The sequence below is a fragment of the Acetobacterium tundrae genome (genome assembly GCF_008086615.1).
GTDB lineage: Bacteria > Bacillota > Clostridia > Eubacteriales > Eubacteriaceae > Acetobacterium > Acetobacterium tundrae.
Map to the genome: position 1 here is coordinate 129,839 of NZ_RXYB01000004.1, position 23,755 is coordinate 153,593.

Here is a 23,755-nt window from a genome sequence, read left to right on the forward strand (position 1 = left end):
AATTTTATCATCGATTCAAAAACAACAATAGTAAAAGGCGGTATCAAAGACAACCTATGGATATGATTTTAATTATTGAAGATAATAAGGATGTGAACCATATGCTGGCAGAAGCATTAACCGATGCAGGCTATGCGGCAAAATCCATATACACAGGAACAGATGGCATCCGAGAAATCAAAAATCATGCCTACGATTTAATTTTGCTGGATTTAATGCTTCCCTATAAAAGCGGTGATGAGATCCTCAAAGAAGTCCGGTTGTTTTCGGATGTGCCGGTGATCATTATTTCTGCAAAGGAACTGGTTGGCACAAAAATCGACCTTTTGAAAATCGGCGCCGATGATTATATAACTAAACCCTTTGACTTAGGAGAAGTGGTAGCCCGGGTGGAATCCAATCTAAGACGTTCCCATCGGCAGATCCAGGAAAACAAGGTTTTTCAGCATAAGGATCTAGCCCTGGACGACAGCACCAAACGGGTGAGTGTGGGGGAGAGGGAAGTCGAATTAACTACCAAAGAATATTTAATACTGGAACTTCTCTTAGAACACCCCCGTAAGGTTTTTACCAAGTCGAATCTCTATGAAACTGTATGGGAGGAAGATTATTTTGGGGATGATAATGCGGTGAAAACCCATGTGAGCAATCTGCGCAGCAAACTGAAAAAGGCCAATCCTCATGAAGACTATATCGAAACCGTCTGGGGATTTGGCTATCGGCTGTACAAAGCTTAAATGATCTGTCCCACGATACTGAAAAACAGCCTTTGTGAGGTGTCATTGTACAAAAAAACGGATTTCGAATTTGAATTATCTCTTTCCTGACATATTTTTGTCCTTCTTAACCTTTTCTAAACCTATTGATTCTAAACTAAGGTCAAAGGTAATTGCGAACTATATATAAACCGACATCAAGGGATAGACATTTCGCAATTACCACAAAAGTCAGGAAAGGATTGGTAAATGAAATGAATGATTGTGTGCTGAAAATTAACAATCTCACAAAAACCTATAAAAGCACGGATGTACTGCATAATGTGTCGATCACCCTGGAGGCCGGGAAAATTTATGGACTCATCGGACAAAATGGCGCTGGAAAAACGACGCTCATGCGGTTGATCGCGGGACTGAGTTTCCCCAAAAGTGGGAGCATTGAGCTTTTCGGTCATACCGGTGAAAAAGCATTGCAAACCGAACGAAAACGGTTGGGATCCATGATTGAATATCCCGGTTTAACCCCTAACATGTCTGCCGGCGATAATCTTAAACTTCACAGAATTATGAGAGGCATTCCTAATAAAGAAGTTGAGGCTGAACTCCTGACCCTGGTAGGACTTGGGGGAACCGGAAAAAAGAAAGCTAAAAACTTTTCTCTGGGCATGAAACAGCGTTTAGGCATCGCCATCGCCCTGCTTGGCAACCCGGAACTTCTAATTCTGGATGAACCCATTAATGGCCTTGATCCCATTGGGGTCGTCGAAATTCGTAATCTGCTAATAAAGTTATGTGAAGAACGCCAAATGACCATTTTAATTTCCAGTCATAATTTACCGGAGCTCTATCAAACCGCAACCGATTATATCATCATCCATAAAGGAGAGATCAAACAGACATTGACCCTTGAACGGCTTGAAGAAAACTGCCGACACCATATTCTCATTAGCTGTGATCAGCCGGAAAAGCTCACCAGCATTTTGGAAATGGCTTTGAATACCACCAATTATAAGGTGATGCCTGATCAGTCGGTAAAACTTTATGATTATCTGGATGATAAAGCCCTGGTGGCACGATTGATTTTTGAAAACGGGATTATTGTGACGAATTTTTCAATTGAAGGGGATACTCTGGAAAATTACTTTATTTCTGTGGTAGGGGGTGAAAGTCATGCTTAATTTAATCCAGGCTGATTTATTTAAACTGCGCAAATCAATGGCCATTAAAATATTGTTTTCTATTACCACCATCAGTGCCCTGGCCATGACCGTTCTTGCATATCTACTGGAACAGGGACAGATAGATGCCGGAATGACTGGCATTGGTTTTATGTTCTCGGATGTTAATATGGTCAGCATTCTCGGTGCTGTGTTAGCAGGGGTTTTCATCTGCGGTGATTTTGATAATAAAACAATCCATGATGCTATTTCATCCGGCAGCAGCCGAGGAACCGTTATTGTGAGTAAAGTCATTGTATTTTTTTGTGGGATCGGGTTTATTTTACTTCCCTATGCCGTTGTTACCGGGATTGCTTTATGGACAGGTTTTGGATTTAATATGGGGGCTGTCTCCGTGGGATTTCTGAATAACCTGACCCAGGCTAGCACAGCTGCTTTTCAGGCATCTAATCTTTTGAAATTCCTGTTGATCGCTTTAGTATTGATCATTGTTTATGCATCCCAACTAAGCGTTTGTGTGCCACTTGCTTTTATTCTCAAGAAACCGGTTCTGGTGGTACCTATTTATTATGTAATTTCACTTCTTGGTGGCCAGTTGTCATTATTGGCAGCCAGTTCGCCAGGGTTTAATCGTGTTTTTTCATTAACACCCTTTGGAGGCCATTATTCGTTTTTGGACTTGAATGCACAAACAGCAGACATTTTCAAAGCTATTTTAGTCAGTTTGATCTTCATTATAATCATGCTTGCCATTACCTATGTCGCCTTTAGAAAAGCAGAAATCAAGTAGAAACGAACCCTGATTTAACGGCCAATGCATGATGGTGCTGCATGATGGAATTTCCCATAAGCCAGAGATGTTGGCCTTGAAACACAACTTAGGAGTATCATATTTCTGAACTGAAATTTTAAAATATTTCAAACATTATTAACAGAAAGGTTGGTGAAAGGATTGACGATTGCATTGAGTCTTTTGATTTTTTTAGTGGGCCTCCTGGCCGTTTATATTGGAATTCTCCAGTATCAGCTTCACAGCATGAACAGCCAGCTTGATAAGCGTTTGAGAGAGAAAACCAGGCAGCCATTGTCCCTGGAACTCATTAATCCAGAACTTAATTGTCTTGCCGCTAATATGAATAAAAGTCTCAAAGCCGAAGAAACCCTTCGGCTTAGCGGCATTCGTGAAGAAAAACAGTTTAAGGAAATGATTGCCAATATATCCCATGATCTGCGAACCCCTCTGACTGCCATTAAAGGCTATCAGCAACTCATGGAAAAAGAGGAATTAACCGAGGATCAACAAGCAAAACTTCACATTGCCCAAAAACACGCTGATGAACTGGGCAACCTGATTCAGCACTTTTTTGAATACTCCTATTTGTTAAATGCCGAGTCTGAACCAACAATTGAAGGTTTTAATCTGACAAACCTTGTGGCCGAATGCCTTGCAGAGTCAGTTGCAGTTTTTGAAGAAAACAATCTGTCGGTATGCTTTAAAGAAGGGCCATCGGTCTTTGCTTTTGGAGATCAAGAAATGACTACCCGAATTGTGAAAAATCTCATTCGGAACTGTATTGCTCATTCGCTAGGGAATGTTAGGGTAGAGATTTTGGCGGAAGAACATGCGGTGATTTCATTTAAAAATCCGGTAATGAATCCACAGGAAATTGATGTAAAACGTCTCTTTGATCGATTTTATACAGCAGATAAAGCCCGGGGAAAAACCACCGGCCTGGGACTTTCCATCGTTAAATCTCTTGTCGAAAAAATGAACGGCCATACAAAAGCGAATTTACAGGAATATGAGCTTGAAATTCGAGTTGAACTGCCACTATGGGAGATGCCCTAATAAAACCCCATAGCTTGTTTAATATATATTTTTTTTAATGCCATATGAATGATCCCTGAAAGACTGGACCAAAAATAAAAACCACCAGTGTTTTTGAAAAGGAGATTAGCATAAAATACAAGCTGCAATGAGACTGAATTATATTATCGGTTTATTCACACTTTTATTGCCAAACTTAACCTTTCCTAAACCTTTTGACTATAAACTGAAGCCATGAAACGATTGATGATCAAAAATAATGAGAAAGCAGAAATCTTTATACGTTGGAGGTATTATGGAAAACAAGAGAGAAATACTGTCGGTTAAGCATTTAAATAAAAGCTATGATGCATTTAAATTAAAAAACGTGTCGCTAACCCTTCAGGCTGGTTCTATTATGGGGTTTATTGGACGAAACGGGGCAGGGAAGACCACAACCCTGAAATCCATGGTGAACCTGGTTCACTCTGATACCGGATCGGTTGAATTCTTCGGGATGGATATAAAGACTCATGAATCTGAAATCAAGCAGAGGATTTCCTTTGCTTTTGGTGGGGTGGATTATTATCTGCAAAAAAAGCTGGGGACAATTACCAACGTATATAAACGATTTTATGATCAGTGGGATGAAAAGGCCTATGAGGATTACCTCAAACAGTTTGAACTGAATCCGAACAAGAATGTTAAAGAGCTGTCCCAGGGAATGCGTGTGAAATACGGCCTTGCTCTGGCGTTATCCCACCATGCGGAAATTCTGATTCTGGATGAGCCTACAAGTGGCCTGGACCCGGTGTCTCGGGATGAAATCCTAAATATCTTTACTGATGTGGTGGATTCGAAACAGGCAAGTATTTTATTTTCTACACATATCACATCCGATCTTGACAAATGCGCTGACGAAATCACCTATATTAAAAACGGAGAAATTCTTGTCAGTGAGGAAAAGGACACTTTTGTTGATTCCTACCGACTGGTGGAAGGATCGATGGACCAGCTAACTGAGAATTTAAAGTCCATCATTATCGGTTGTCATGAACGCAGGGGAGAATTCTCGGGATTGATCAAAAGCAAGGATTGTGGAAATGCGCAAGACATCAAGTGCTCCCCAGCCGATTTGGAATCCATCATGGTTCATATTGAAAGGAGAGCATAAAATGAAAAATTTACTTTACAAAGAATTTAAACTCGCCTTGCATCCCACCTGTTATATATTCCTTTTGATGGCGTTCATGCTTCTGATTCCCAACTATCCATACTATGTTGCCTTCTTCTATCAGACATTGGGTATCTTTTTCATTTTTGTGGGAGGACAGGCGAACAATGATGTGTATTTTACAACCCTTCTGCCCGTTCCCAAAAGGGCTACAGTGAAGGCACGATTTGGCGTGATCATCATCATGGAACTTGCTCAAATTGCCGTTTCGATACCTTTTGCTATTCTGAGAAACATCCTCAATCCTTTAGAAAATCAGGCGGGAATGGAAGCCAATATTGCACTGTTCGGCCTTGTTTTTATAATGTACGCCATTTTCAACATGGTCTTTCTACCCATGGTTTATAAGACGGCCTTCAAAATAGGGCTGCCCTATGTTTTCGCCTGCAGTGCCATGGCCATCTTCGTTGGTGTTGCCGAGCTTTTAATTCAGCTTATACCAGCTCTGAAAACCACACTTGATACTTTGAATCTCCGCTATTTGCCTCAGCAGCTGGCTGTTCTTAGCTTTGGAATTTTGGTGTTTTTACTGGTGACTACTCTTGCTTACCTGAAATCCGTAACGCGTTTTGAAAAAATAGATCTGTGAGCGAGTCAATAAAACTTATTTGAGATCAAAGAGGAGAAATTCAGATGATTGACTATTTATCATATAGTTTAGAAGTAATGGGAATTATTCTAATCGTGTGGTCATTAATTTGCCTGATTCGGGTAAAAAAACAGGATTCCTATGGTGTTGAACTTGAGGCAATCGTGGCTGAGATTCACCAAAATAAAGTACGAACCGGGAAAGCGGTTTTTGATGAGTTTACACCAATTTTAGAATATACAATTGCAAATGGTATCTATCATGCTGAAGGGCCTACGGTACAGGTGGGTACACATTATCAGCTGGGTCAGACTGTGTTAATCAGGTGTAAACCAGAAAAACCTGAAAAAATCGTTACTGTTGGAGATAGAAGTGGCTTATTTAACTTAGTGCTAATTGGAATCTGTGGTTTGATGATGGAAATTTTGAGTTTCCTTTTATGATGGACTGGGGAGATTGTAAAATCCCCCAGGATCCCATCTAATTTATATTGTTATGGAGAACTGATAATTTGGAATTTGCATTTTCAAACCCTGCTTTTATTTTCGTATTAATGCGTTGCACCAGTTCTTCTGTCAGTTTTTATGATTGCTTCATCATGAGTGATAGTTAACTTATTATTAGATTGGGTTGGATTTTCATTTTTTATCGTAATTTCATCAATTATATTGCAATAAGCAATATAATAATAAGGAATGGAAATGCTTATGATGGTACCTAGGTGAATCATGAATTCAAGGTTAGTAGATTTGCAAATGACTTTCTTGAATTCAGAAAGATTCAGAATTATCAAAGAAAATAGATTTAAAAAAATGGAAGTCGTATAACCTGAATTTCCAACACTAACGGTATGAAAGATACAAATTAGCAGTTGAACCAGGGTAACTAATCCGACAAAAGGGAGATCGAATGGAAATGTTACCTGATAAACTGCGAGGGCTGAAAAAAAGAGGACATAGATGGCAAAGGTAATATAAGCATTAATAGCAGCAACGGTATTTGTTTCGATATATTGATTTGATGATTGCATTTGCGTATTTGATAGTATCATAAACATTAGTCCTTGTCTGAAGCGTATTTTGTTATAAGTTAGTTTACAACAAAAATTTGGATGTCATATGTTAACTTTATGTTTTATTTGTGAAGATTAAAGTATATTAATCTTCACATTGATCGATGAAAAAAATCCCGTTTCAAAATTAGGGGTTTAACTTATAAAATGAAGTATTGATTTAGATAAATGTGAATAATACAGTAAATCAGGGGTATAATTATCATGACAAAGAAAGCAAATAAATGAAGGGAGAATAGAAATGATCGATTTGGATTTAAGAAAACTGACATTTAGCGATGATCTCTATTTGTCGAATACAACGGGGGAAGTATTGAAGGGGGATTACCAGAATGGGATTCTCGAAGTGATGGGCGACCGAGGCGAAATCTCGACGTTCGATTCGGTTTATGAGGTAGTGCAGCCAAAATTAGATCGGCTGACCTGGCATGCAAAATATCGACCCATAAAATCGGAAATGGACGAAGTTCTCGGGTATGAGGAAATCGGGAAGGATAGCTGAAAAAAATCGAATTGGTATCAATGCGTTGAAATCCCCTTCTGGGGATTTTTTTGGGTAAAGCATTTAATGTTTATGACAACAATTCATCCAAATAATCAACTCGATTTCTCCCACCAGTTTTTGCATGATACAGAGCTTTATCTGCAGTTTTGACTAAATGTTCATGGGTAGAACCAACAGTTGGAATCATACATGAAACTCCGATGCTCACAGTAACACAGTTTTTCACCAAAGAGCCTTCATGGGGAATGGCAAGGTTATCGATTCTTTTTAGCAGCCAATGCGCGATATTTACAGCTTCTTCTTTCGGGGTCTCAGATAAAAGCACAATAAATTCCTCGCCGCCGTAACGAACCACCATATCGGTTGGACGTGACAGAGAAGTTCTAAGTGTTTCCCCGATTTTCATCAAACATTCATCACCGGCTATGTGACCATACTGATCATTATAATTCTTAAAATAATCGACATCAATAAATAACAACGCTATTGGATTTTGCTGTTTCAAGCACCGAAGCCATTCCAATTGGATTGCTTCATCATATTTACGTCGGTTCCATAGCTCGGTCAGCGGATCTCGCAGTGAAAGTTTTTGAAGTTCATGATTGATTAGTTCCAATTCAAAATTTTGCTGTTCGACTTTTTCGTTTGAGGCGGTCAGTTCTCTTGTCCGTTGAGAAACCAGGTCATCCAGATGATCATTCATTGCGGTCAATTTTTCACCCATTTCGGTTTTGTATTCTAAAGAGTCAGAGAAGCTCTTTGCCAGCAGCAAAGAATTAGCAATGGCGAAGATCAATTGACCGGATGAACTGTAATCATCGTCTTGAAAGATCATTTTTAATAAGGGCGGCCAACTATCATTGATCCATCCGCTAAGGGCGACAATATCGATGAGACTGGTTGACGCCAGAACCAGACCACCCAAGAGAAAAAGCCAACCGTTTTTTTCTTTATTAAGGACTATTTTTATGAGTCGGGTTAACAGATAAATAATAAGAAAAATACTCCATATCTGATAAAAAGGATTGATGACGGTATTTACGTTTGTTGGGGTAAGAAGAACGACCACGGCATAAGCCACTGCCAGAAATTGAACCATTTTGACGATTTTGGAATGTAAATAGTGAGGAAAAACCGACCTGAAAAACATGACAATCATTGGTAACGCCAAACAGTAAGCAAGGGTCTGTATTTTTCGGGCAATTTCAAAGTTCAAGTATGGGAAAAGAAAGAAGAGAAAGGATTCGCCAACAATTAAAGTTCGAATGGCCACCAGCAGACAAAATAAGCCAAAATACAGCGGGGCAGGGTCTTTTTTACTAAAGAAAAATAAAGCCAGATGATAAATACCGATTATCATTAAAGCGCCAAAAAGGAAAAGTTCATAAGCAATACCATTATAGCGTAATCCAAGGATCTGGGGTTCTCCGCCAAGTTGGATGCTGTTGAGCAGCCCCCCGCAGGGCATAAAAAAATTAGAAATCTGAATGACAATTTCATTTTCTCCCGGCTGCGCTTCAAAGGAAGCAACCTGTGGCAAATATTGCGGAGTCATTGTATCTCTAGTTTTCCCCGTTTCCCCAGCATTTGCGATCAAATTTCCATTGACCCAAAGTTTATAGGCCGTGCGGACTTTAGGAATCTTTAGCGCCAGAATTTCTTTTTCAGAGGATATAAACTTCAATCGATAGGTTGCATAGCCGCCGCCGGAAATTTGCTCATTGTTTAGTTCGTATTTATTCCATGAGGAAGGAAAATTTACATAACCACTCATGGCGCTCTGTTCCAATTCTCCAGGTTCCAGAAGCTGATTCCAGTAAAATTCCCATTCACCGTCTAAAGGAATCACTTTATTTTCCAAACTAACTTGGCTGAAATCAAGAAGACCTTTTTCAGCTTCTTGATGTGGTGTAGAAATTTGATTGGAACATCCTCCCCAAAAGGGCATCATTAGGATGATGATCAGCAGTAATATTTTATGTTGGCGCATGGGATGCCTTCTTTCCGGTAAAATTATAAAATCAATGCGAAATGGAGACAGAAAACGGCTAAAATAAAAACTTGTAATGCTTTGCAATCTCATTATACTGCGAGAAGCTCAGTATAGTCAATCAGGATAGCGCTTTTGATGCAAGTCTTTTTAATAAATCTTAGGCAAATCATCCGATCCGTTCAGGTACGCCATTAATAATAATTTAATGGCGTTTTATCAGCTTCCGAATATAGGTAGAATTATGGTATAATTAAAGAAGTAATAGCAGCAGATTGAATCGCATATTGCTTCCTTGATAAATTTTTCACACCAGTCGTTCTTATTAGATCTGGTGTACAGAAATCAGGCTGATTATCTACAAAAAATGAAATCAATTTATATTTGTGAATTAAGAAATGGAGAATGAATGAGTATTTTAAATGTCGAAAATCTTTCTCATGGTTTTGGCGATCGGGCGATTTATAATCAAGTCTCGTTTCGATTGTTAAAAGGAGAACATATCGGTTTAATTGGTCCAAATGGTGAGGGTAAGTCCACGTTTATGAATATTGTAACCGGAAAGCTGATGCCGGATGAGGGCAAGGTGGAATGGGCCAAGAATGTGCGGGTTGGTTATCTGGATCAGCATGCCATTTTACAAAAGGGAATGACAGTCCGGGATGTACTGACTTCAGCCTTTGAATTTTTGCTGGAGATTGAAAGCCGGATTGGTTTTCTCTATGAAAAAATGGGTGAAGACAGTCCCGAAGAACTGGAAAAGAGTTTGGAAGAAGTGGGAGACCTCCAGGAACTGTTGGAGTTTCATGACTTCTATCTGATTGATTCAAAAGTGGAAGAAGTCGCGAAGTCTCTGGGTCTGAACGAAATCGGCCTGGAAAAAGATATTACCGAATTAAGCGGCGGCCAGCGGACAAAAGTACTGCTTGGAAAACTGCTGCTGGAAAAACCGGATATCCTGCTATTAGATGAACCGACAAACTATCTGGATGAACAGCATATTGAGTGGTTAAAGCGGTACCTGAATGACTATGAAAATGCATTTATTCTGATTTCCCATGATCTGTCTTTTGTCAATCAGGTAATTAATATCATTTATCATATGGATAACCAGAAACTGATGCGTTATGTCGGTGACTATGGTAAATTTCAGGAAGTGCTGGCAGCAAAAAAAGACCAGGAACAGGCGGCTTACAATCGCCAGCAAAATGAAATCGCCGATTTAAAGGACTTTGTTGCCAGAAATAAGGCCAGGGTGTCGACCCGGAATATGGCCATGTCTCGGCAGAAAAAGCTGGATAAAATGGAAATTATTGAGCTTTCAGCTGATAAGCCGAAACCCAGATTCCATTTTAAAGAAGCCGGTTCAACAGGCCGGCGCGTTTTTGAGACCCATGATTTAGTCATCGGTTATGATGAACCACTGTCGAAACCGCTTAATTTAATCATGGAGCGAAAACAGAAAATTGTATTAACTGGAACAAATGGAATTGGTAAAACAACCCTCTTAAAAAGCATTCTGGGATTGCTCCCGCCGATTAGGGGCACCGTTGAACAGGGTGAAAAACTGGCAACTGGCTATTATGAACAGGAAATGGATCAGAATATCAGCACCAGCTGTATTGAAGAAGTGTGGGAAGAATTTCCCGGATTAAATCAGAATGAGGTGCGTTCTGCGCTGGCGCAATGTGGACTGACAAGAAAGCATATTGAAAGTATGGTCAGGGTGCTGAGCGGTGGTGAGCAGGCGAAAGTAAGGCTGTGTAAATTGATTAACCGATTGACAAATGTACTGGTTCTTGATGAACCGACCAATCATCTCGATGCCGATGCGAAAGCCGAACTTAAGCGCGCATTGACAGAATATAACGGAGCTATTCTGATGGTCTGCCATGAACCCGAATTTTATGAGGACTTTGTCAGTCAGGTATGGGATTGTTCCCAGTGGACAACCAAAGCTTTTTAAATTGCAGGAAAGACCTTGTTTGACGGTCTGTCAAACAAGGTCTTTCCAATTAACAATATTAAGAACCAGAGAAGACATCTAACGAACGCTTCAGTTCGATGAGCTGTTTTTTACTCCCACGCAGGGAATTTTTGATTTCATAAACAAATTCCATGAAAGCAGGGATAATAATGAGAAGACTGTGATCAGCAAGCCGAGACCGAAGACGATATTTCCCCATGAAATAGAAGCTAGAGACATGCCAATACTCCCGAATACGGTGAAGAGTGTACCAATTACAGAAGAGGCAGAACCGGTATCACTTTCCTGTTGATCAAGTAGCAGATTGGTACTGAAAGGGCGCATCACAGTACCTGCTACAGACATGAAGATGAAGGACGCCCAGAATAATAAGGGTGTTAAGGTACCCAGTGTCATGACTAAAACGCCGCTTAATGTTGCAATGGCTAAAATTATTGAAGCAAAGAGCTTTTTATCCATATTGCTTAGAAATTTAACATAGATAAAAGGTCCCGCTATGGACAGCAAGGCATTGGCGGCAAAGAAATAGCTGTAAACCTGAGCACTGAGACCAAAGTAATCCACATAAATATAGGATGAAACAGCAATATAACCCATAAATGGAAGCGTACTTAAAGCAAATATGAAGGCCGGGATAATAAAACTCTTATTTTTACTGACAATGATCAAACGACCGAAGGAGCCAAACAATGTTCCGGTATAGCGATCTTCATCTTTTAACGTCTCCTGGAATAGAAGCGAGAAACCAAGGTTGACAAGACTAATGAGTGAAAGGGTCCAGAAGGAGCCTCTCCAAGTGGAGAAGCTTAAAATTAAACCACCGATAATGGGTGCAATCATGGGTGCAAGCCCCGTGATGGATTGACAAATGGCTAAAATGGATTCCCGTTTTTTTCCAGAGTACGAGTCCTTTACAACCGCCATGGAAACGGATGTAATCGCCCCGGAACCGATCCCCTGAAGGATTCTGGCGGCAATCAGGAAGTAAATGTTTATTGAAAGCGCACAGGCGATACTACTTGCGGCATACAGAATGCTTCCCACAATAAGAATGGGTTTACGGCCATACTTTTCACTGAGAGGCCCCCAAAATAAAATGCCAATAGCATAAAAAAAGAAAAATGCACTTAAAGTTAAATTTGTTACGGCGGAACTGCTTCCAAAATATGAATTCATGCTGGGCAGCGCTGGCAGATACATATCTGTTGAAAGAGGAACAAACATGTTCATGAGCGCCATAAAAACGATGAGGCCTTTATTTCCCAGATATTTCTGCTTGTTTCCAACTTCCAGGTTGGTTTGGTTAGGTGATTGAGTCATTAATTTCTCTCCTTAAATTTCCTGAATGTTTTTATAAACGGTTGTTAATAATGATTGCAATTCAGTGATTTGATCGCTTGTCAATCCCTGCATCATTTTTCGTTCGGTTGTTTTCCTGAAATGATCCATTGTAAAAAAAAGATTGATACCTTTTTCAGTGAGAAAAATAGTCTTTAGCCGTTTGTCCTTTGAATTATGTTCATTTCGGACAAAGTCTTTTCCTTCTAATCGGTTTAAGATACCGATAATTGTCGGATGGGTCACTTCAAAAAAGTCTTCAAGATCTTTCAGAGAGGTTTGTGTCTCATTACGATCATGCAGATAGAAAAGAATACGTGCCTGAGATAAAGTCAAATCAAACTCTTTAAGGGTTTGATTAGCTTTTTTTTGAAGACATTCACTAATAAGTTTTATAAAAAATCCGATTTCGTCATTTTGTTGCATCATTACCCTCGCTAAATATGTAGCATGCTACGATTATATATAAAAAAAATAAAAAGGTCAATAATTAATACTGACTTTTTTAAACCTGAAAACCATATCATATTCTAGAAGGGAACATCTCTATCAAAAGAATGGATCGTCAATTACAAGAAGGAATGGATCACAGTTTGGAGTTGAAGCAGAGAAACCGATGAAAATTAAAAATCATGCTTTTACAGCCCATCGCAATTTAGCAGAACGAGCACGGCCATTGGCATTACATTCCTCTGATGATGGCCGAATAGGACCGGGAGCTATTTCACGATAGACGCCTTCACGAAAAAAGCGCTGAAATGATTTTTTAACGAGACGATCTTCTCCTGAATGAAAAGAAAGGATCGCAATGCGCCCACCTTCAGCAAGGGCCGCGGGAAGTTTTTCCAAAAATTCATATAATACTTCAAATTCATCATTGACATCAATTCGCAACGCCTGAAAGCATCGTTGACAGGATTTTTTAATCGCATCTTTACTATTATTTCCGGGAATAGATTTAAGCCCGTCTTTGATTACTTCCTGAAGTTGAGTTGTCGTTGAAATGTTAATTCCTTTTTTGCGTTGGGAAATAATTGCGCCAGCGATTGCGGCGGCGTTAGGCTCATCCGCATTTTCCATCAACATTCCTTCTAATTCATCCTGGGAAATAGTTTTTAAACGATCCGCGGCAGATATCCCTTTTTCAGGATTCAGGCGTAAGTCTAATGGCCCTTCACTTTTAAATGAAAATCCTCTTTCGGGATTATCTATCTGCATTGAAGAGACGCCTAAATCTGCCAATACAAAATTCAATGGCCCTGATTCTAATGCAAGTTGATCGATATCGGAAAAGTTCATTTGCTTGATGGTTAAAATTTCAGAGCCATAACCTAAGCTCTCTAAGCGTTTTTGGGAGCGGGGCAACTCAATTGAATCGACATCCGTTGCATACAAATGCCCCTTTGAGTCTAAACATTTTAACATCTCCAAAGTATGGCCGCCAAAACCAAGGGTGGCATCTAATCCAGTTTGTCCGGGTGTGATTTGCAAGAATTCCAATATCTCTTTAACACAAATTGAACGATGCATACCAGCAGGGGTACTGCCCTTTTGGATAACTTTTTCTACCGTATCAGCATACTTTTCAGGTTGCAGTTCCTTATACTTATCTTTATAAGCTTTTGGGTGCGTGCCTTTGTATCGCGGACGTCGCTGATGTTTTTGCTCTTGATTATCCATTGCGCGACACTAGAAATTTAACGTGTGCAAATTCGAAATTTGAAATGAATTTCATATAATATGTTGTACTCACTCTTTTTTCCACCTTTTTAATAGTTTTTTAATGTTGTTGAAATATTATAATACCAAATACTACTCATAAAATCAAATTCACAGCAAAAAGACATGCTTTTTTAGCCGTCAATTATTTCTTTAAGGACAATGTGGCGATTATAATGTTACAATATTTGCTGAATAATAATGGAGTGGGGGAGTATTGAATCAGCGATTGAATCAGTAATGAGCAGTGAAAAAATAACAATATCGGTGTAATGAAAGCACTGACAATTAATGGAGGCAAATATGAATAAATTATTATCGATGCAGGATATCACCAAAAAATATAACACAAGTGAGGAAAACCTTGAAATGCTTAAACACATCGAATTTTTAGTGGACGAGACGGAGTTTGATTCAATTCTCGGTTCAGCTAAAACAGGAAAACAGCCGATGATGACGATCATCGGCTGTTTAGACGTATCGGCTTTTGAACAGTGCGAGCATCAGCAAGTACCAGTTGCGTCAAGCTCATTGATGCATTGCGAAGTATCTAGAAAGGTGTCAGCATGAAATATATATCCTTTATAGTTCCCTGTTATAACTCAGAAGACTATATGAATCGCTGTATTGATTCATTATTATATGCCGGAAATGATGTGGAAATCATCATCATCAATGATGGCTCAACAGACAAAACACGTGAAATAGCTGAGAATTACAGTATCAAGTATCCAGATATGATCAAGGTTATCAACAAAGAAAACGGCGGTCATGGTTCTGGAGTAAATGTGGGACTGGAAAATGCAACCGGGATTTATTTCAAAGTTGTGGATTCCGATGATTGGTTGGATCGGCAGGCGTTGGATCGATTGATGTTCAGAATTAGAGATTTTTGTCTAAAAAAACAGAGTAACTCCGGAACCATCATTCCGGATTTGTTTATCTGTAATTATGTTTATGACCATCTGTATGAAGAAACGCGTCATGACATCTCTTACAAGAATGTGTTGGATGACGAAAAATTATGCAGGTGGAAGGATATCGGCAATTTTAGAGCATCTCAGTATTTGCTTATGCATTCGCAAATCTTCAAAACAGCAATTTTAAGAAAAAGTGGGGTAAAACTGCCAGAGCACACGTTCTATGTCGACAATATTTTTGCCTACCAGCCGTTACCCTATGTTGAGCACCTATACTATATGGACGTTGATCTTTATCATTATTTCATTGGCAGAGAGGATCAATCCGTGAATGAAGATGTCATGCTCAGCCGGATTGATCAGCAAATTCGGGTAACGGAACGGATGCTGACCTGTGTGGATTTACATGCCGTGAAAAAGAACGAACCGAGACTTGCAGCATATATGTATCGCTATCTGTCAATTATTATGTCCATCACCAATATTTTATTGCTGATGATTAATTCTGAAGAATCGATGCTGCAAAAAAACAAATTGTGGAACGAGATCAAGTCACGCGATAAAAATCTTTATCGTAAACTGAAATATACATCAATGAGTGGCTTGACTAATATGCCCGGTTCCGTTGGTAGAAAACTGTCGATTTCCGGTTATCGCGTTGCTCAAAAAATTTATAAATTCAATTGATGCTACCGGCATCAGAAAGGAGGGGCGGATGGCTGTAAAAGTAAACAAAAAGTTGCTTTATTTGCTCTTTTTCCTGTTCGTCATGGGTCTGACGATTTATACAATGCTGCAGGGCAATGACGTTGGGGAGATCCTGATTGCTATTTCCAGTATGAATGTCGGCTATCTGTTCCTTGCTATTTTGGCGGCTCTGATTTTTGTTGTCCTCGAGGCCGTCATCATTTGGTATTTAATGCATGGTCTTGGTGAAACAAACAGCATGCTTCAATGCATTGCCTATTCTTTTATCGGCTATTTTTATTCATCCATCACGCCTTCAGCCCTGGGCGGACAGCCAATGCAGCTCTATTATATGAGAAAAGATGGAAACTCTTTATCGAATAGTTCGGTGATATTAATGATATTGGCCCTGTTTAGTAAGCTAGTGCTTGCTCTCATCGGCATTGTGCTGTTGGTCTTTTGGTATGCTCCATTGACTTACTATCTCAAGAGCTTCATGGCTTTATATTATCTGGGCTTGGCACTCAATATCATATCCGTCGCCGTTCTGCTTGCCGCCATGTTCGTACCTGGGATTGTGCGTCAAATCACTCAATCTATTGATGGATTTCTGATTAGAATCCATATCCTTAAATTATCAAAGGAACGCCAGCTGAAAATTGAAAGTTTTATTGAAGGTTACCATGGCGCCGTCAATTTTTTAATGCTGAACAAAACGAAAATTCTGGTTGTCTTCATCTTGACATTTCTACAGCGAAACTGTCTGTATATTCTCACGTATTTTGTCTATAAGGGATTTTCCCTGAGTGGGACTTCTATGGTCACGGTGGTACTGCTTCAGGCGGCGATTTATGTGGCCGTCGAAATGATGCCCCTGCCGGGGGCTCAAGGCATTACCGAATTGATGTACTACACCGTATTCCAGGGGGTATTCACCAGTGCCTTGTTAACACCCTCACTTATGGTTACCCGAGGGTTGGACTTCTATTTTCTGGTGATTATCAGTTTGATTGTTGTCGTTGCCAAGTCGTTTCTGTTGAAAAAAGATGTAAAGTCAATAAAAATAGAAAAAAAACGAATAATCTAGAAGAACCGATCATTTAAGTCTAAAATCAAAGATCAAAGCTAAGAAAAGGACGTCAGATTGCAAGGCTGCCGATTCAGGTATATATTACTTCCTTGCAAAACTTAATATATGAGGAAATTATATGAAATTCAACTATCTCATCGTCGGAGCGGGTTTGGCGGGGCTGACCTTTGCTAATCTGCTGGCTCAAAATGAAAATAACACAATCCTAATCATCGAAAAAAGGCAACATATTGGCGGCAATGCCTATGACAGCTACAATGCCAACCATATCCTGATTCACAACTATGGCCCCCACATTTTTCATACCAATAATCAGCAGGTTTGGAAATACCTGAGCCAATTCACCGAATGGCAGGATTACCAGCATCGCGTCTTAAGCTTTGTGGACGGACAGTTTATTCCCATGCCGATTACGCTGGAGACCATTAATCAGCTGTATAACACCAACCTTTCCCAGTTTGAAATGGCAGATTTTATCGAAAGCCAAAAGGAAAAGGTGGAGTTGATAAAAAGCAGTGAGGATGTGGCTTTAAGCAATGCCGGCAGAGATATTTATGAAAAATTCTTTATGAACTACACCACTAAACAATGGGGAGTGTCGCCGAGCGAACTGGATCCATCGGTAATATCCCGGATCCCTTTCCGGTTCAACCGGGATACACGGTATTTCACAGATCGTTATCAGGGGATTCCCAAAGCGGGTTATACTAAAATGTGTGAGCAGATGATCGATCGCCCGAATATCAAGGTGATGCTCAATACTGATTACAAGGAAGTGACAGACGCGATTGACTATGACAAGATGATCTACACTGGACCAGTTGATTATTTTTATGATAATCAATTTGGTAAACTGAAATATAGGAGCGTCCGTTTTGAAATGGAAGACCATGATTGCGAATCTTTTCAAGATGCAGCGGTAGTTAATTATCCCAACGATTATGATTTCACGCGGATTACGGAATATAAAAAAATAACGGGACAACAACACCTGAAAACCACTGTCATGAAAGAATTCCCCTGCGATGGAGAAGAGCCTTTTTATCCATTCCCAACAAAGGAGTGGCAGGAATGCTATTTGAAGTATAAAGCAAAAGCCGATGTTGAAGAAAATGTTGTTTTTGCCGGCCGGCTTGCCGAGTATCGCTATTACAATATGGATGTCGTCGTTGCCAGAGCGATGGAGATGGTTGAATCGATATCGTCTCTGAGTATCTGATGATTTGTAAATTAAATTAATGAAAAAAAAACTACTCAATCAAATTCTAATTGAGTAGTTTTTTTGATGGTCAAAAAATTAGAACAGCATTTTTTTAACCATCACAGAATCACAGGTATGCAATTCTTTTTCCAAAACGGCTATTTCTTCCTCTTTATCAGGCAGAAATTCCAAAATAATTAGTCCGGTGATACTACATGATGATTCGGACGATTCGTGTAAACCAAGACGTGTTTTTATGATACAACCGTTTTTTGTCAATAATTGCTGAACCTTTAATGCATCACTTTCGCGATTTCCAACTTGAATCCCCATAATTTGTCTCATAAATAAACCCTCCTTATAAAAAATATTATTTTACCATTATACGCTTTAAAATGAGATTTAAACAATTTTCTTTTTCCACTTAATATGTTAATCATATTATTTTTACTAATAACGCATAGTTTGTCATAAAGATACATATCTTTGGATTGGTCAGTGTTGCTTTTATCTACATTATTTACATAAATACAACTGCTCCATGATAAATAAGATAGATCGCCATAAGTGTGAAATAAACATTGCCTATTTTAGCCCCGTTTTTTGACATAAATCCATTCACCGGGCCAAGAATACTTTGCGATTTTTGGGGCATGGCATAACTGATTATAACGGGAAACGCAATCATACACATGGCGATTATGATTGTCACCAGGAGAATAGCTATACCATCCCAGTCACCCAGCTTATTCATGGCGATAATTTTAGCTGCAGCAATAAAAGGAATAAGGGTAGATATATTGATGAACATGTATAAAAATCCGATAAGTGAGTAAGGCCTTTTTTTATTTTTAGCAGCATCATTTTTGGGCTTTTTCTTAGAAAAGACTGATGTAACCACAATGACTATAATCAGGAATCCAAGGACAATATCAATGATACTGGATGTAATATCAGGACGCATGGTTGAAGTGACAGCCGGCTTGGCTGTGAAAAAAATAAACAGTCCCAGTAAGGTCAAACATAAGGTCCCGCCAAGGACAAAGCTCAGGGCACTCTTTTTTGAATTGTTTTTACCACTTAAAATCATCATAATAAATAAGAGGCCAGTTGGACTGATGGCTGACCCAATGGCTAGAGGGAGAATCTCAAAAAAAGTATGTTCCATAAATACTCCTTAAAATATATTTGATTTTTTCTTATTATACCCTGTATTTTATAAATATAATAGACAAAATCAATTTAATCTGAGGCTGGATTTTTGGTGACGGTCTTTTGAAAAGGGGATGCTTTTAATCTTTCGTCAAAAGCAATTTAATGATACAATAATAACATTTAAAACAGTTAACGACCAAAATATTCCAGCGAAAAAGGAAATTAGTGTAATGCATCTTAATATTAGAAGAGTATCTATAGAAAACTTAGAAGCAGTAGTCGAAGTGGAAGCTAGATGCTTTCCATCGGCAGAGGCTGCTACGAAGACATCATTTGAACAACGCATTAAGGTATTTCCAGAAAAATTTTTTTTAGCAGAAATTGATGGGAAAATAATTGGGTTTATCAATGGTTGTATAATCAATGAAACGGCTATCTATGATGAATTATATAATGATGCGGAACTACATGTTTCAGATGGTGATTTCCAGACTGTCTTCGGACTTGATGTGATACCAGAATATCGTAATCAGGGAATTGCTGCACAATTAATGAATCACATGATAGAAGCATCAAAATTAGAGGAACGCAAAGGCGTTATTTTAACATGTAAAGAGAAACTTATTCATTACTATACAAAATTTGGGTTTGTAAATACGGGTACATCTAAATCAGTTCACGGTGGTTCTAAATGGTATAATATGATTTTAGAGTTTTAATTGTGACTTTGTGCCAGGCTCACTTAACTTAATTCATATAATGGCGTAATAAAATGATTTTAAAATGGGTGATGCGGCGCAAACTGATTGTTTCATGCGGAAAGATCTAATTTCTCAAAGCTAACCTCGTTTAACTAATACGGGTGATTTCTTTGGCAGCATCTAACTTAAATAATTTTAATTATAGTATACAGTGGAGGAAATTTATGAAAACACCGATTCTGGAAACACAGAGATTAATACTCAGACCATTTTCACAGGATGATGCAGAAGACGTGTTCCATGGCTGGGAAACCGACCCTGATGTAGCGCAGTATATGTTCTGGACCAGCCATAATGATATCAATAAAACAAAAGAATGGCTGTCCTTTGAAACTGAGAAAATCTTTGATGATGACTGGTTCAGATGGGGGCTGGTGAAAAAAGAAACTGAGAGTTTAATCGGCACCGGTCTGATATATTATGAGAAAGAATTTAGGATGTTTGAAATTGGCTATAATTTAGGCAAACCGTTCTGGGGAAAAGGTTTTGCCACTGAAGCCATGGGCGAAATTTTAAGATTTGCAAGCGAGAACCTAAAGTTAAAAGAAATTGTGGGGAGACATGCAAAAGAGAATCTGAGGTCTGAACATGTCATGGAGAAACTGGGGTTCAAATATTTTGAAGACTGCAACTATCCCTGCAATAAGGGCGCGATTATTCTGGAGGGAAAAGTCCTTCGGTTAATATTCTAAAATCAGAATAAAAAGAAGTTCGGAAAGACGAAAGTACCTTTTCGATGATAAATAAAAATGAAATCCCCCCGTATTTGGAAATCAGTCCACGGGATAAGTTAATCAATTGATTTTTTGAATCTTTTGTAGTTTAATATAAAAAGAATATCTAATAGACGAGGAGAATAAAAATGGCAAAACAGTGGTATCCAGTTATTGATTATGAAACTTGTATTAGTTGTGGCAGTTGCACAGAAAAATGTACCCATGATGTATATGATAAAGAGAAGGCACCTTCAGCCCTTGTTATTTATCCGGATGGTTGTGTTGATCATTGCCATGGATGCGGAAATTTATGTCCAAGTGGATCAATTACCTATAATGGTGATGATACGGATTGGTTACCGCCTAACCGGTAATGATGTAGATTACCCAAGATCGGGTGACAGTTCGGGATCAACGAAAAAGTTGCAGTTTGAGTTCAGCATTTTCACCTTCAATGTTGGCTCTTTTTTTTATATTTAGCTAAGAAAGTTTTGTTTTTTTGAATTGTGTCTGTTTCATCATTGATAAAATGATAGCCTGGAGTTTGCATTTCATTTGTCATACGACAAGTCGATTTGTGGTGTTTATGTAAGTCAAAACGCCCCCGTGTTATTTTTCGTGTTATCCCTGCTGATACGTCAAAAGCTATGAAGTGAGTAAGGAGATTTGAATATGATATCAAGAACATGGCATGGGATCGTGCCCATTGAAATGAGTGATTCTTTTGAAAAATATGAATACGAGACAGGTGTAAAGGATACATTGGCAATCAATGGAAATAGAGGTGCATTTTTAAAAATTGTTGATCAAGGCGAGTATGCGCATTTTTTCTTGTGTACGAAATGGGATTCAATGGAAAGTATGATCTCATATGCAGGGAATAAACCTACAATTGCTGTGACATATCCTGAAGATGAGAAATATGGTCTCATTTCTGATCCCATTGTGATTATTCAGGAAGTTGGAGATGACGGCGATCCCTTTGTTACGCTTAATAATTTTCATGTTTCCAGAGTCAATCTCGTTTAACATAAGAAATATTTATTTCCTGATGCCCATTATATTCCAGCGGTATCATTAGTATGAAGTATTTGTTGCATACTGGCAATAAGAACAGAAAAAGGGAGGAAAGATCAATGAATAATATTCTTCTGGTAGAAGATGATTTGAGTCTCATCGATGGACTTGAGTTTTCCCTGAATAAAAACGGATTTCAGGTTGATGTTGTCAGAACTGTACAGGAAGCGCTTTCTCGATTGTTAATACAAAATTATGACCTTTTACTGTTGGATCTTGTGCTGCCAGATGGAACGGGGTTTGATATATGCAAGAAGGCAAGACAAAATTCAACGGTCCCCATTATATTTTTGACTGCCTCAGACGAGGAGGTCAACATTGTGATGGCCCTCGATATGGGTGGGGATGATTACATTACTAAGCCATTTAAGCTCAATGAACTCATTTCCAGAATTAATGCGCTATTGCGACGTGCCGAAATCACGCATGATTCACAAAATGAACTTAAATCCAATGGCATCATTATTAAGATGGATGAAAATCGGGTGATTAAAGAAAATAGCGTTGTTGAACTCACCGGAGCCGAATATCGGCTTTTATGTTTATTGATGCAGAATCCGAACATGACGTTAACCAGATCTCTTATATTGGACAGACTTTGGGATGAAAATGGGAATTTTGTTGATGATAATACATTGTCAGTTTATATACGCAGATTACGGAGAAAAATCGAAGAAGATCCGCAAAAACCATTGAATATTGTAACGGTCAGAGGCGTGGGTTATAAATGGAACGACCAAAAGTGAGGATAGACAATGTTGATACTAAGTGATAAAAATGTGAGATTTCAAGCGGCAGTAATGGTGTTAATTCTGTTGCTGCTTATTATTGTCAGTCAGATTTATGTGATGCGGATGGCAGGCGATTATAAAAGAAATATGATTGCACATGATGCTGAAATAGCGGGGTATCTGCTTGGAAACGGATTGGATGAACAGCTGATAAAGATGGCCTTCACCACTCAAAAAACAGCAGTTGATCAGAAGATGGGAACAGCCGTGTTAAAGGATTCGGGCTATGATGAAAATACAAGTAATTTCTTATTGCCTGAGATCACGGGATTCCAACAGAAATATGCGTTCATCGCATTGGCACTTTCGCTCAGTTTTTCCTTGCTCTTGTTGGCGACATTTTCTTTTTTTCTATGGAAACAGGATAAACAGCTTAATGATGCTGGCAAAAAAATTCAAGGTTTTATGGATGGGGACGTATCCATCCGTTTAGAGGACAGTTATGAAGACCATCTCTCTCGTTTATTTGCAAAAATCAATACTATGGCAACAGCCCTAACTGCTCATATGGAAAAGGAAAAAAACAATCGGCTTTTTCTGAAAGAAACGATTTCCGATATATCTCATCAGTTAAAAACGCCTCTGGCGGCATTGCAAATGTATAATGAAATTATTCTGGATGAAAAGCCAGGCAATGCGGTGGTGGTTGATTTTTCGCAAAAAAGTCAGCGGGAGCTGTTACGGATGGAAAATCTGATCCAGAATCTATTGAAGCTTGCCAAGCTTGACGCCGGAACCATTGCGCTGGAAAAGAACACCCATGACTTGAATGAATTTCTTGAAAAATGCCGGTCTGCTTTTATGACCCGTGCAGCACTTGAAAATAAAAAAATCAGTCTGGTCTGTGATCGGTCTATCAGGCTGTGCTTTGATGAAATTTGGCTCAATGAGGCCCTGGGGAATATCATTAAGAATGCCCTTGATCACACAAAAGCAATGGATTCCATTGCAATATGCGGTGTGGAAAATAGATTAGCAATTGAAATTACGGTCAAAGACAACGGTTCTGGCATCCATCCGGATGATATCTATCATATTTTTGAGCGCTTTTATCGAAGTCGATACTCGAAAGATCAACAGGGAATTGGTATTGGTCTAGCACTTTCAAAATCTATTATTGAAAAGCATGGCGGCACGATCACAGTTCAAAGTGAATTGGGGGAAGGAACCGTGTTTCATTTGATTTTTCCAAAGCTTACAAATTTGTAAGAAAAGATTCACT

Annotated in this window: 26 protein-coding genes; 19 read left to right on the top strand and 7 right to left on the bottom strand. The window is 38.9% G+C overall.

Annotated features, from left to right (window positions below; translation table 11 throughout):
* Window positions 1-56 precede the first annotated feature (56 nt).
* From FZC40_RS04925 to FZC40_RS04955, 7 genes are all read left to right on the top strand, one after another.
* The gene (locus tag FZC40_RS04925) at window positions 57-737 is read left to right on the top strand and encodes a response regulator transcription factor (protein WP_148602813.1); all 681 of its coding nucleotides are present in this window, start codon (window positions 57-59) and stop codon (window positions 735-737) included.
* Between the two features lie 233 nt (window positions 738-970).
* A complete protein-coding gene (locus FZC40_RS04930) occupies window positions 971-1,894 on the top strand; it encodes an ABC transporter ATP-binding protein (RefSeq protein ID WP_148602814.1) in 924 nt (307 codons plus the stop codon).
* Window positions 1,887-2,684, top strand: a complete 798-nt coding sequence (locus FZC40_RS04935; RefSeq protein WP_148602815.1) for an ABC transporter permease — start codon at window positions 1,887-1,889, stop codon at window positions 2,682-2,684. Before FZC40_RS04930 ends, FZC40_RS04935 begins: the two co-directional genes overlap by 8 nt.
* Before the next feature lie 153 nt (window positions 2,685-2,837).
* Window positions 2,838-3,743 carry a sensor histidine kinase gene (locus FZC40_RS04940; protein WP_311135681.1) on the top strand — a complete coding sequence of 302 codons (906 nt, stop codon included), beginning with the start codon at window positions 2,838-2,840 and terminating at the stop codon, window positions 3,741-3,743.
* Window positions 3,744-4,017: 274 nt separating this feature from the next.
* On the top strand, window positions 4,018-4,875 hold the full coding sequence (locus tag FZC40_RS04945) for an ABC transporter ATP-binding protein (RefSeq protein ID WP_148602817.1): 858 nt from the start codon (window positions 4,018-4,020) through the stop codon (window positions 4,873-4,875).
* Between the two features lies 1 nt (window position 4,876).
* Window positions 4,877-5,524 carry an ABC-2 transporter permease gene (locus FZC40_RS04950; protein ID WP_186843659.1) on the top strand — a complete coding sequence of 216 codons (648 nt, stop codon included), beginning with the start codon at window positions 4,877-4,879 and terminating at the stop codon, window positions 5,522-5,524.
* Between the two features lie 44 nt (window positions 5,525-5,568).
* Window positions 5,569-5,967 carry a DUF3592 domain-containing protein gene (locus tag FZC40_RS04955; RefSeq protein WP_148602819.1) on the top strand — a complete coding sequence of 133 codons (399 nt, stop codon included), beginning with the start codon at window positions 5,569-5,571 and terminating at the stop codon, window positions 5,965-5,967.
* A 107-nt stretch (window positions 5,968-6,074) separates the two neighbouring features.
* Here the strand turns inward: FZC40_RS04955 and FZC40_RS04960 are convergent, their stop codons facing one another.
* Window positions 6,075-6,575 (bottom strand): hypothetical protein, encoded by a 501-nt coding sequence (locus tag FZC40_RS04960; protein ID WP_148602820.1) that lies wholly within the window; start codon window positions 6,573-6,575, stop codon window positions 6,075-6,077.
* A 262-nt stretch (window positions 6,576-6,837) separates the two neighbouring features.
* On the opposite strand from FZC40_RS04960, the gene FZC40_RS04965 reads away from it, so the two are divergent.
* On the top strand, window positions 6,838-7,098 hold the full coding sequence (locus FZC40_RS04965; RefSeq protein ID WP_148602821.1) for a hypothetical protein: 261 nt from the start codon (window positions 6,838-6,840) through the stop codon (window positions 7,096-7,098).
* Between the two features lie 70 nt (window positions 7,099-7,168).
* On the opposite strand, the gene FZC40_RS04970 is transcribed toward FZC40_RS04965, so the two are convergent.
* Entirely contained in the window at window positions 7,169-9,091 is a 1,923-nt protein-coding gene (locus FZC40_RS04970; RefSeq protein WP_186843658.1) for a sensor domain-containing diguanylate cyclase, read from the bottom strand.
* A gap of 409 nt (window positions 9,092-9,500) precedes the next feature.
* On the opposite strand from FZC40_RS04970, the gene FZC40_RS04975 reads away from it, so the two are divergent.
* Window positions 9,501-11,057 carry an ABC-F family ATP-binding cassette domain-containing protein gene (locus FZC40_RS04975; RefSeq protein ID WP_148602823.1) on the top strand — a complete coding sequence of 519 codons (1,557 nt, stop codon included), beginning with the start codon at window positions 9,501-9,503 and terminating at the stop codon, window positions 11,055-11,057.
* 90 nt (window positions 11,058-11,147) lie between these two features.
* Here the strand turns inward: FZC40_RS04975 and FZC40_RS04980 are convergent, their stop codons facing one another.
* The 3 genes from FZC40_RS04980 to rsmH all read right to left on the bottom strand — a co-directional run bounded on the left by FZC40_RS04980 (window position 11,148) and on the right by rsmH (window position 14,096).
* On the bottom strand, window positions 11,148-12,398 hold the full coding sequence (locus tag FZC40_RS04980) for a multidrug effflux MFS transporter (protein WP_148602824.1): 1,251 nt from the start codon (window positions 12,396-12,398) through the stop codon (window positions 11,148-11,150).
* A 12-nt stretch (window positions 12,399-12,410) separates the two neighbouring features.
* The gene (locus tag FZC40_RS04985; protein ID WP_187389059.1) at window positions 12,411-12,842 is read right to left on the bottom strand and encodes a MarR family winged helix-turn-helix transcriptional regulator; all 432 of its coding nucleotides are present in this window, start codon (window positions 12,840-12,842) and stop codon (window positions 12,411-12,413) included.
* Window positions 12,843-13,046: 204 nt separating this feature from the next.
* Entirely contained in the window at window positions 13,047-14,096 is a 1,050-nt protein-coding gene (gene rsmH, locus FZC40_RS04990; protein WP_148602826.1) for a 16S rRNA (cytosine(1402)-N(4))-methyltransferase RsmH, read from the bottom strand.
* Between the two features lie 342 nt (window positions 14,097-14,438).
* Between rsmH and FZC40_RS04995 the strand changes: the two genes are divergently transcribed.
* The 4 genes from FZC40_RS04995 to glf all read left to right on the top strand — a co-directional run bounded on the left by FZC40_RS04995 (window position 14,439) and on the right by glf (window position 18,051).
* Window positions 14,439-14,705 (top strand): hypothetical protein, encoded by a 267-nt coding sequence (locus tag FZC40_RS04995; RefSeq protein ID WP_148602827.1) that lies wholly within the window; start codon window positions 14,439-14,441, stop codon window positions 14,703-14,705.
* Complete coding sequence (locus FZC40_RS05000) at window positions 14,702-15,742, top strand: glycosyltransferase family 2 protein (RefSeq protein ID WP_148602828.1); 1,041 nt, start codon at window positions 14,702-14,704, stop codon at window positions 15,740-15,742. The genes FZC40_RS04995 and FZC40_RS05000 overlap by 4 nt, the downstream gene beginning before the upstream one ends.
* 28 nt (window positions 15,743-15,770) lie before the next feature.
* Complete coding sequence (locus FZC40_RS05005) at window positions 15,771-16,829, top strand: lysylphosphatidylglycerol synthase transmembrane domain-containing protein (protein WP_148602829.1); 1,059 nt, start codon at window positions 15,771-15,773, stop codon at window positions 16,827-16,829.
* A 121-nt stretch (window positions 16,830-16,950) separates the two neighbouring features.
* Window positions 16,951-18,051 (top strand): UDP-galactopyranose mutase, encoded by a 1,101-nt coding sequence (glf, locus tag FZC40_RS05010; RefSeq protein WP_148602830.1) that lies wholly within the window; start codon window positions 16,951-16,953, stop codon window positions 18,049-18,051.
* A gap of 78 nt (window positions 18,052-18,129) precedes the next feature.
* Here glf and FZC40_RS05015 read toward each other — a convergent pair whose 3' ends face one another.
* Both FZC40_RS05015 and FZC40_RS05020 read right to left on the bottom strand, forming a co-directional pair.
* A complete protein-coding gene (locus FZC40_RS05015; RefSeq protein WP_148602831.1) occupies window positions 18,130-18,378 on the bottom strand; it encodes a CPF_0552 family protein in 249 nt (82 codons plus the stop codon).
* Window positions 18,379-18,553: 175 nt separating this feature from the next.
* On the bottom strand, window positions 18,554-19,201 hold the full coding sequence (locus tag FZC40_RS05020; RefSeq protein WP_148602832.1) for a GAP family protein: 648 nt from the start codon (window positions 19,199-19,201) through the stop codon (window positions 18,554-18,556).
* Window positions 19,202-19,418: 217 nt separating this feature from the next.
* On the opposite strand from FZC40_RS05020, the gene FZC40_RS05025 reads away from it, so the two are divergent.
* The 6 genes from FZC40_RS05025 to FZC40_RS05050 all read left to right on the top strand — a co-directional run bounded on the left by FZC40_RS05025 (window position 19,419) and on the right by FZC40_RS05050 (window position 23,742).
* Window positions 19,419-19,907 carry a GNAT family N-acetyltransferase gene (locus FZC40_RS05025; RefSeq protein ID WP_148602915.1) on the top strand — a complete coding sequence of 163 codons (489 nt, stop codon included), beginning with the start codon at window positions 19,419-19,421 and terminating at the stop codon, window positions 19,905-19,907.
* Window positions 19,908-20,113: 206 nt separating this feature from the next.
* A complete protein-coding gene (locus tag FZC40_RS05030) occupies window positions 20,114-20,641 on the top strand; it encodes a GNAT family N-acetyltransferase (RefSeq protein ID WP_148602833.1) in 528 nt (175 codons plus the stop codon).
* Window positions 20,642-20,811: 170 nt separating this feature from the next.
* Window positions 20,812-21,039, top strand: coding sequence for a 4Fe-4S dicluster domain-containing protein (locus FZC40_RS05035; RefSeq protein ID WP_148602834.1), 228 nt, complete (start codon window positions 20,812-20,814; stop codon window positions 21,037-21,039).
* A 298-nt stretch (window positions 21,040-21,337) separates the two neighbouring features.
* Entirely contained in the window at window positions 21,338-21,694 is a 357-nt protein-coding gene (locus tag FZC40_RS05040) for a hypothetical protein (RefSeq protein ID WP_148602835.1), read from the top strand.
* Window positions 21,695-21,801: 107 nt separating this feature from the next.
* Complete coding sequence (locus FZC40_RS05045) at window positions 21,802-22,488, top strand: response regulator transcription factor (RefSeq protein ID WP_148602836.1); 687 nt, start codon at window positions 21,802-21,804, stop codon at window positions 22,486-22,488.
* Window positions 22,489-22,497: 9 nt separating this feature from the next.
* Window positions 22,498-23,742 carry a sensor histidine kinase gene (locus FZC40_RS05050; protein WP_148602837.1) on the top strand — a complete coding sequence of 415 codons (1,245 nt, stop codon included), beginning with the start codon at window positions 22,498-22,500 and terminating at the stop codon, window positions 23,740-23,742.
* The last annotated feature ends 13 nt before the right edge of the window (window positions 23,743-23,755 follow it).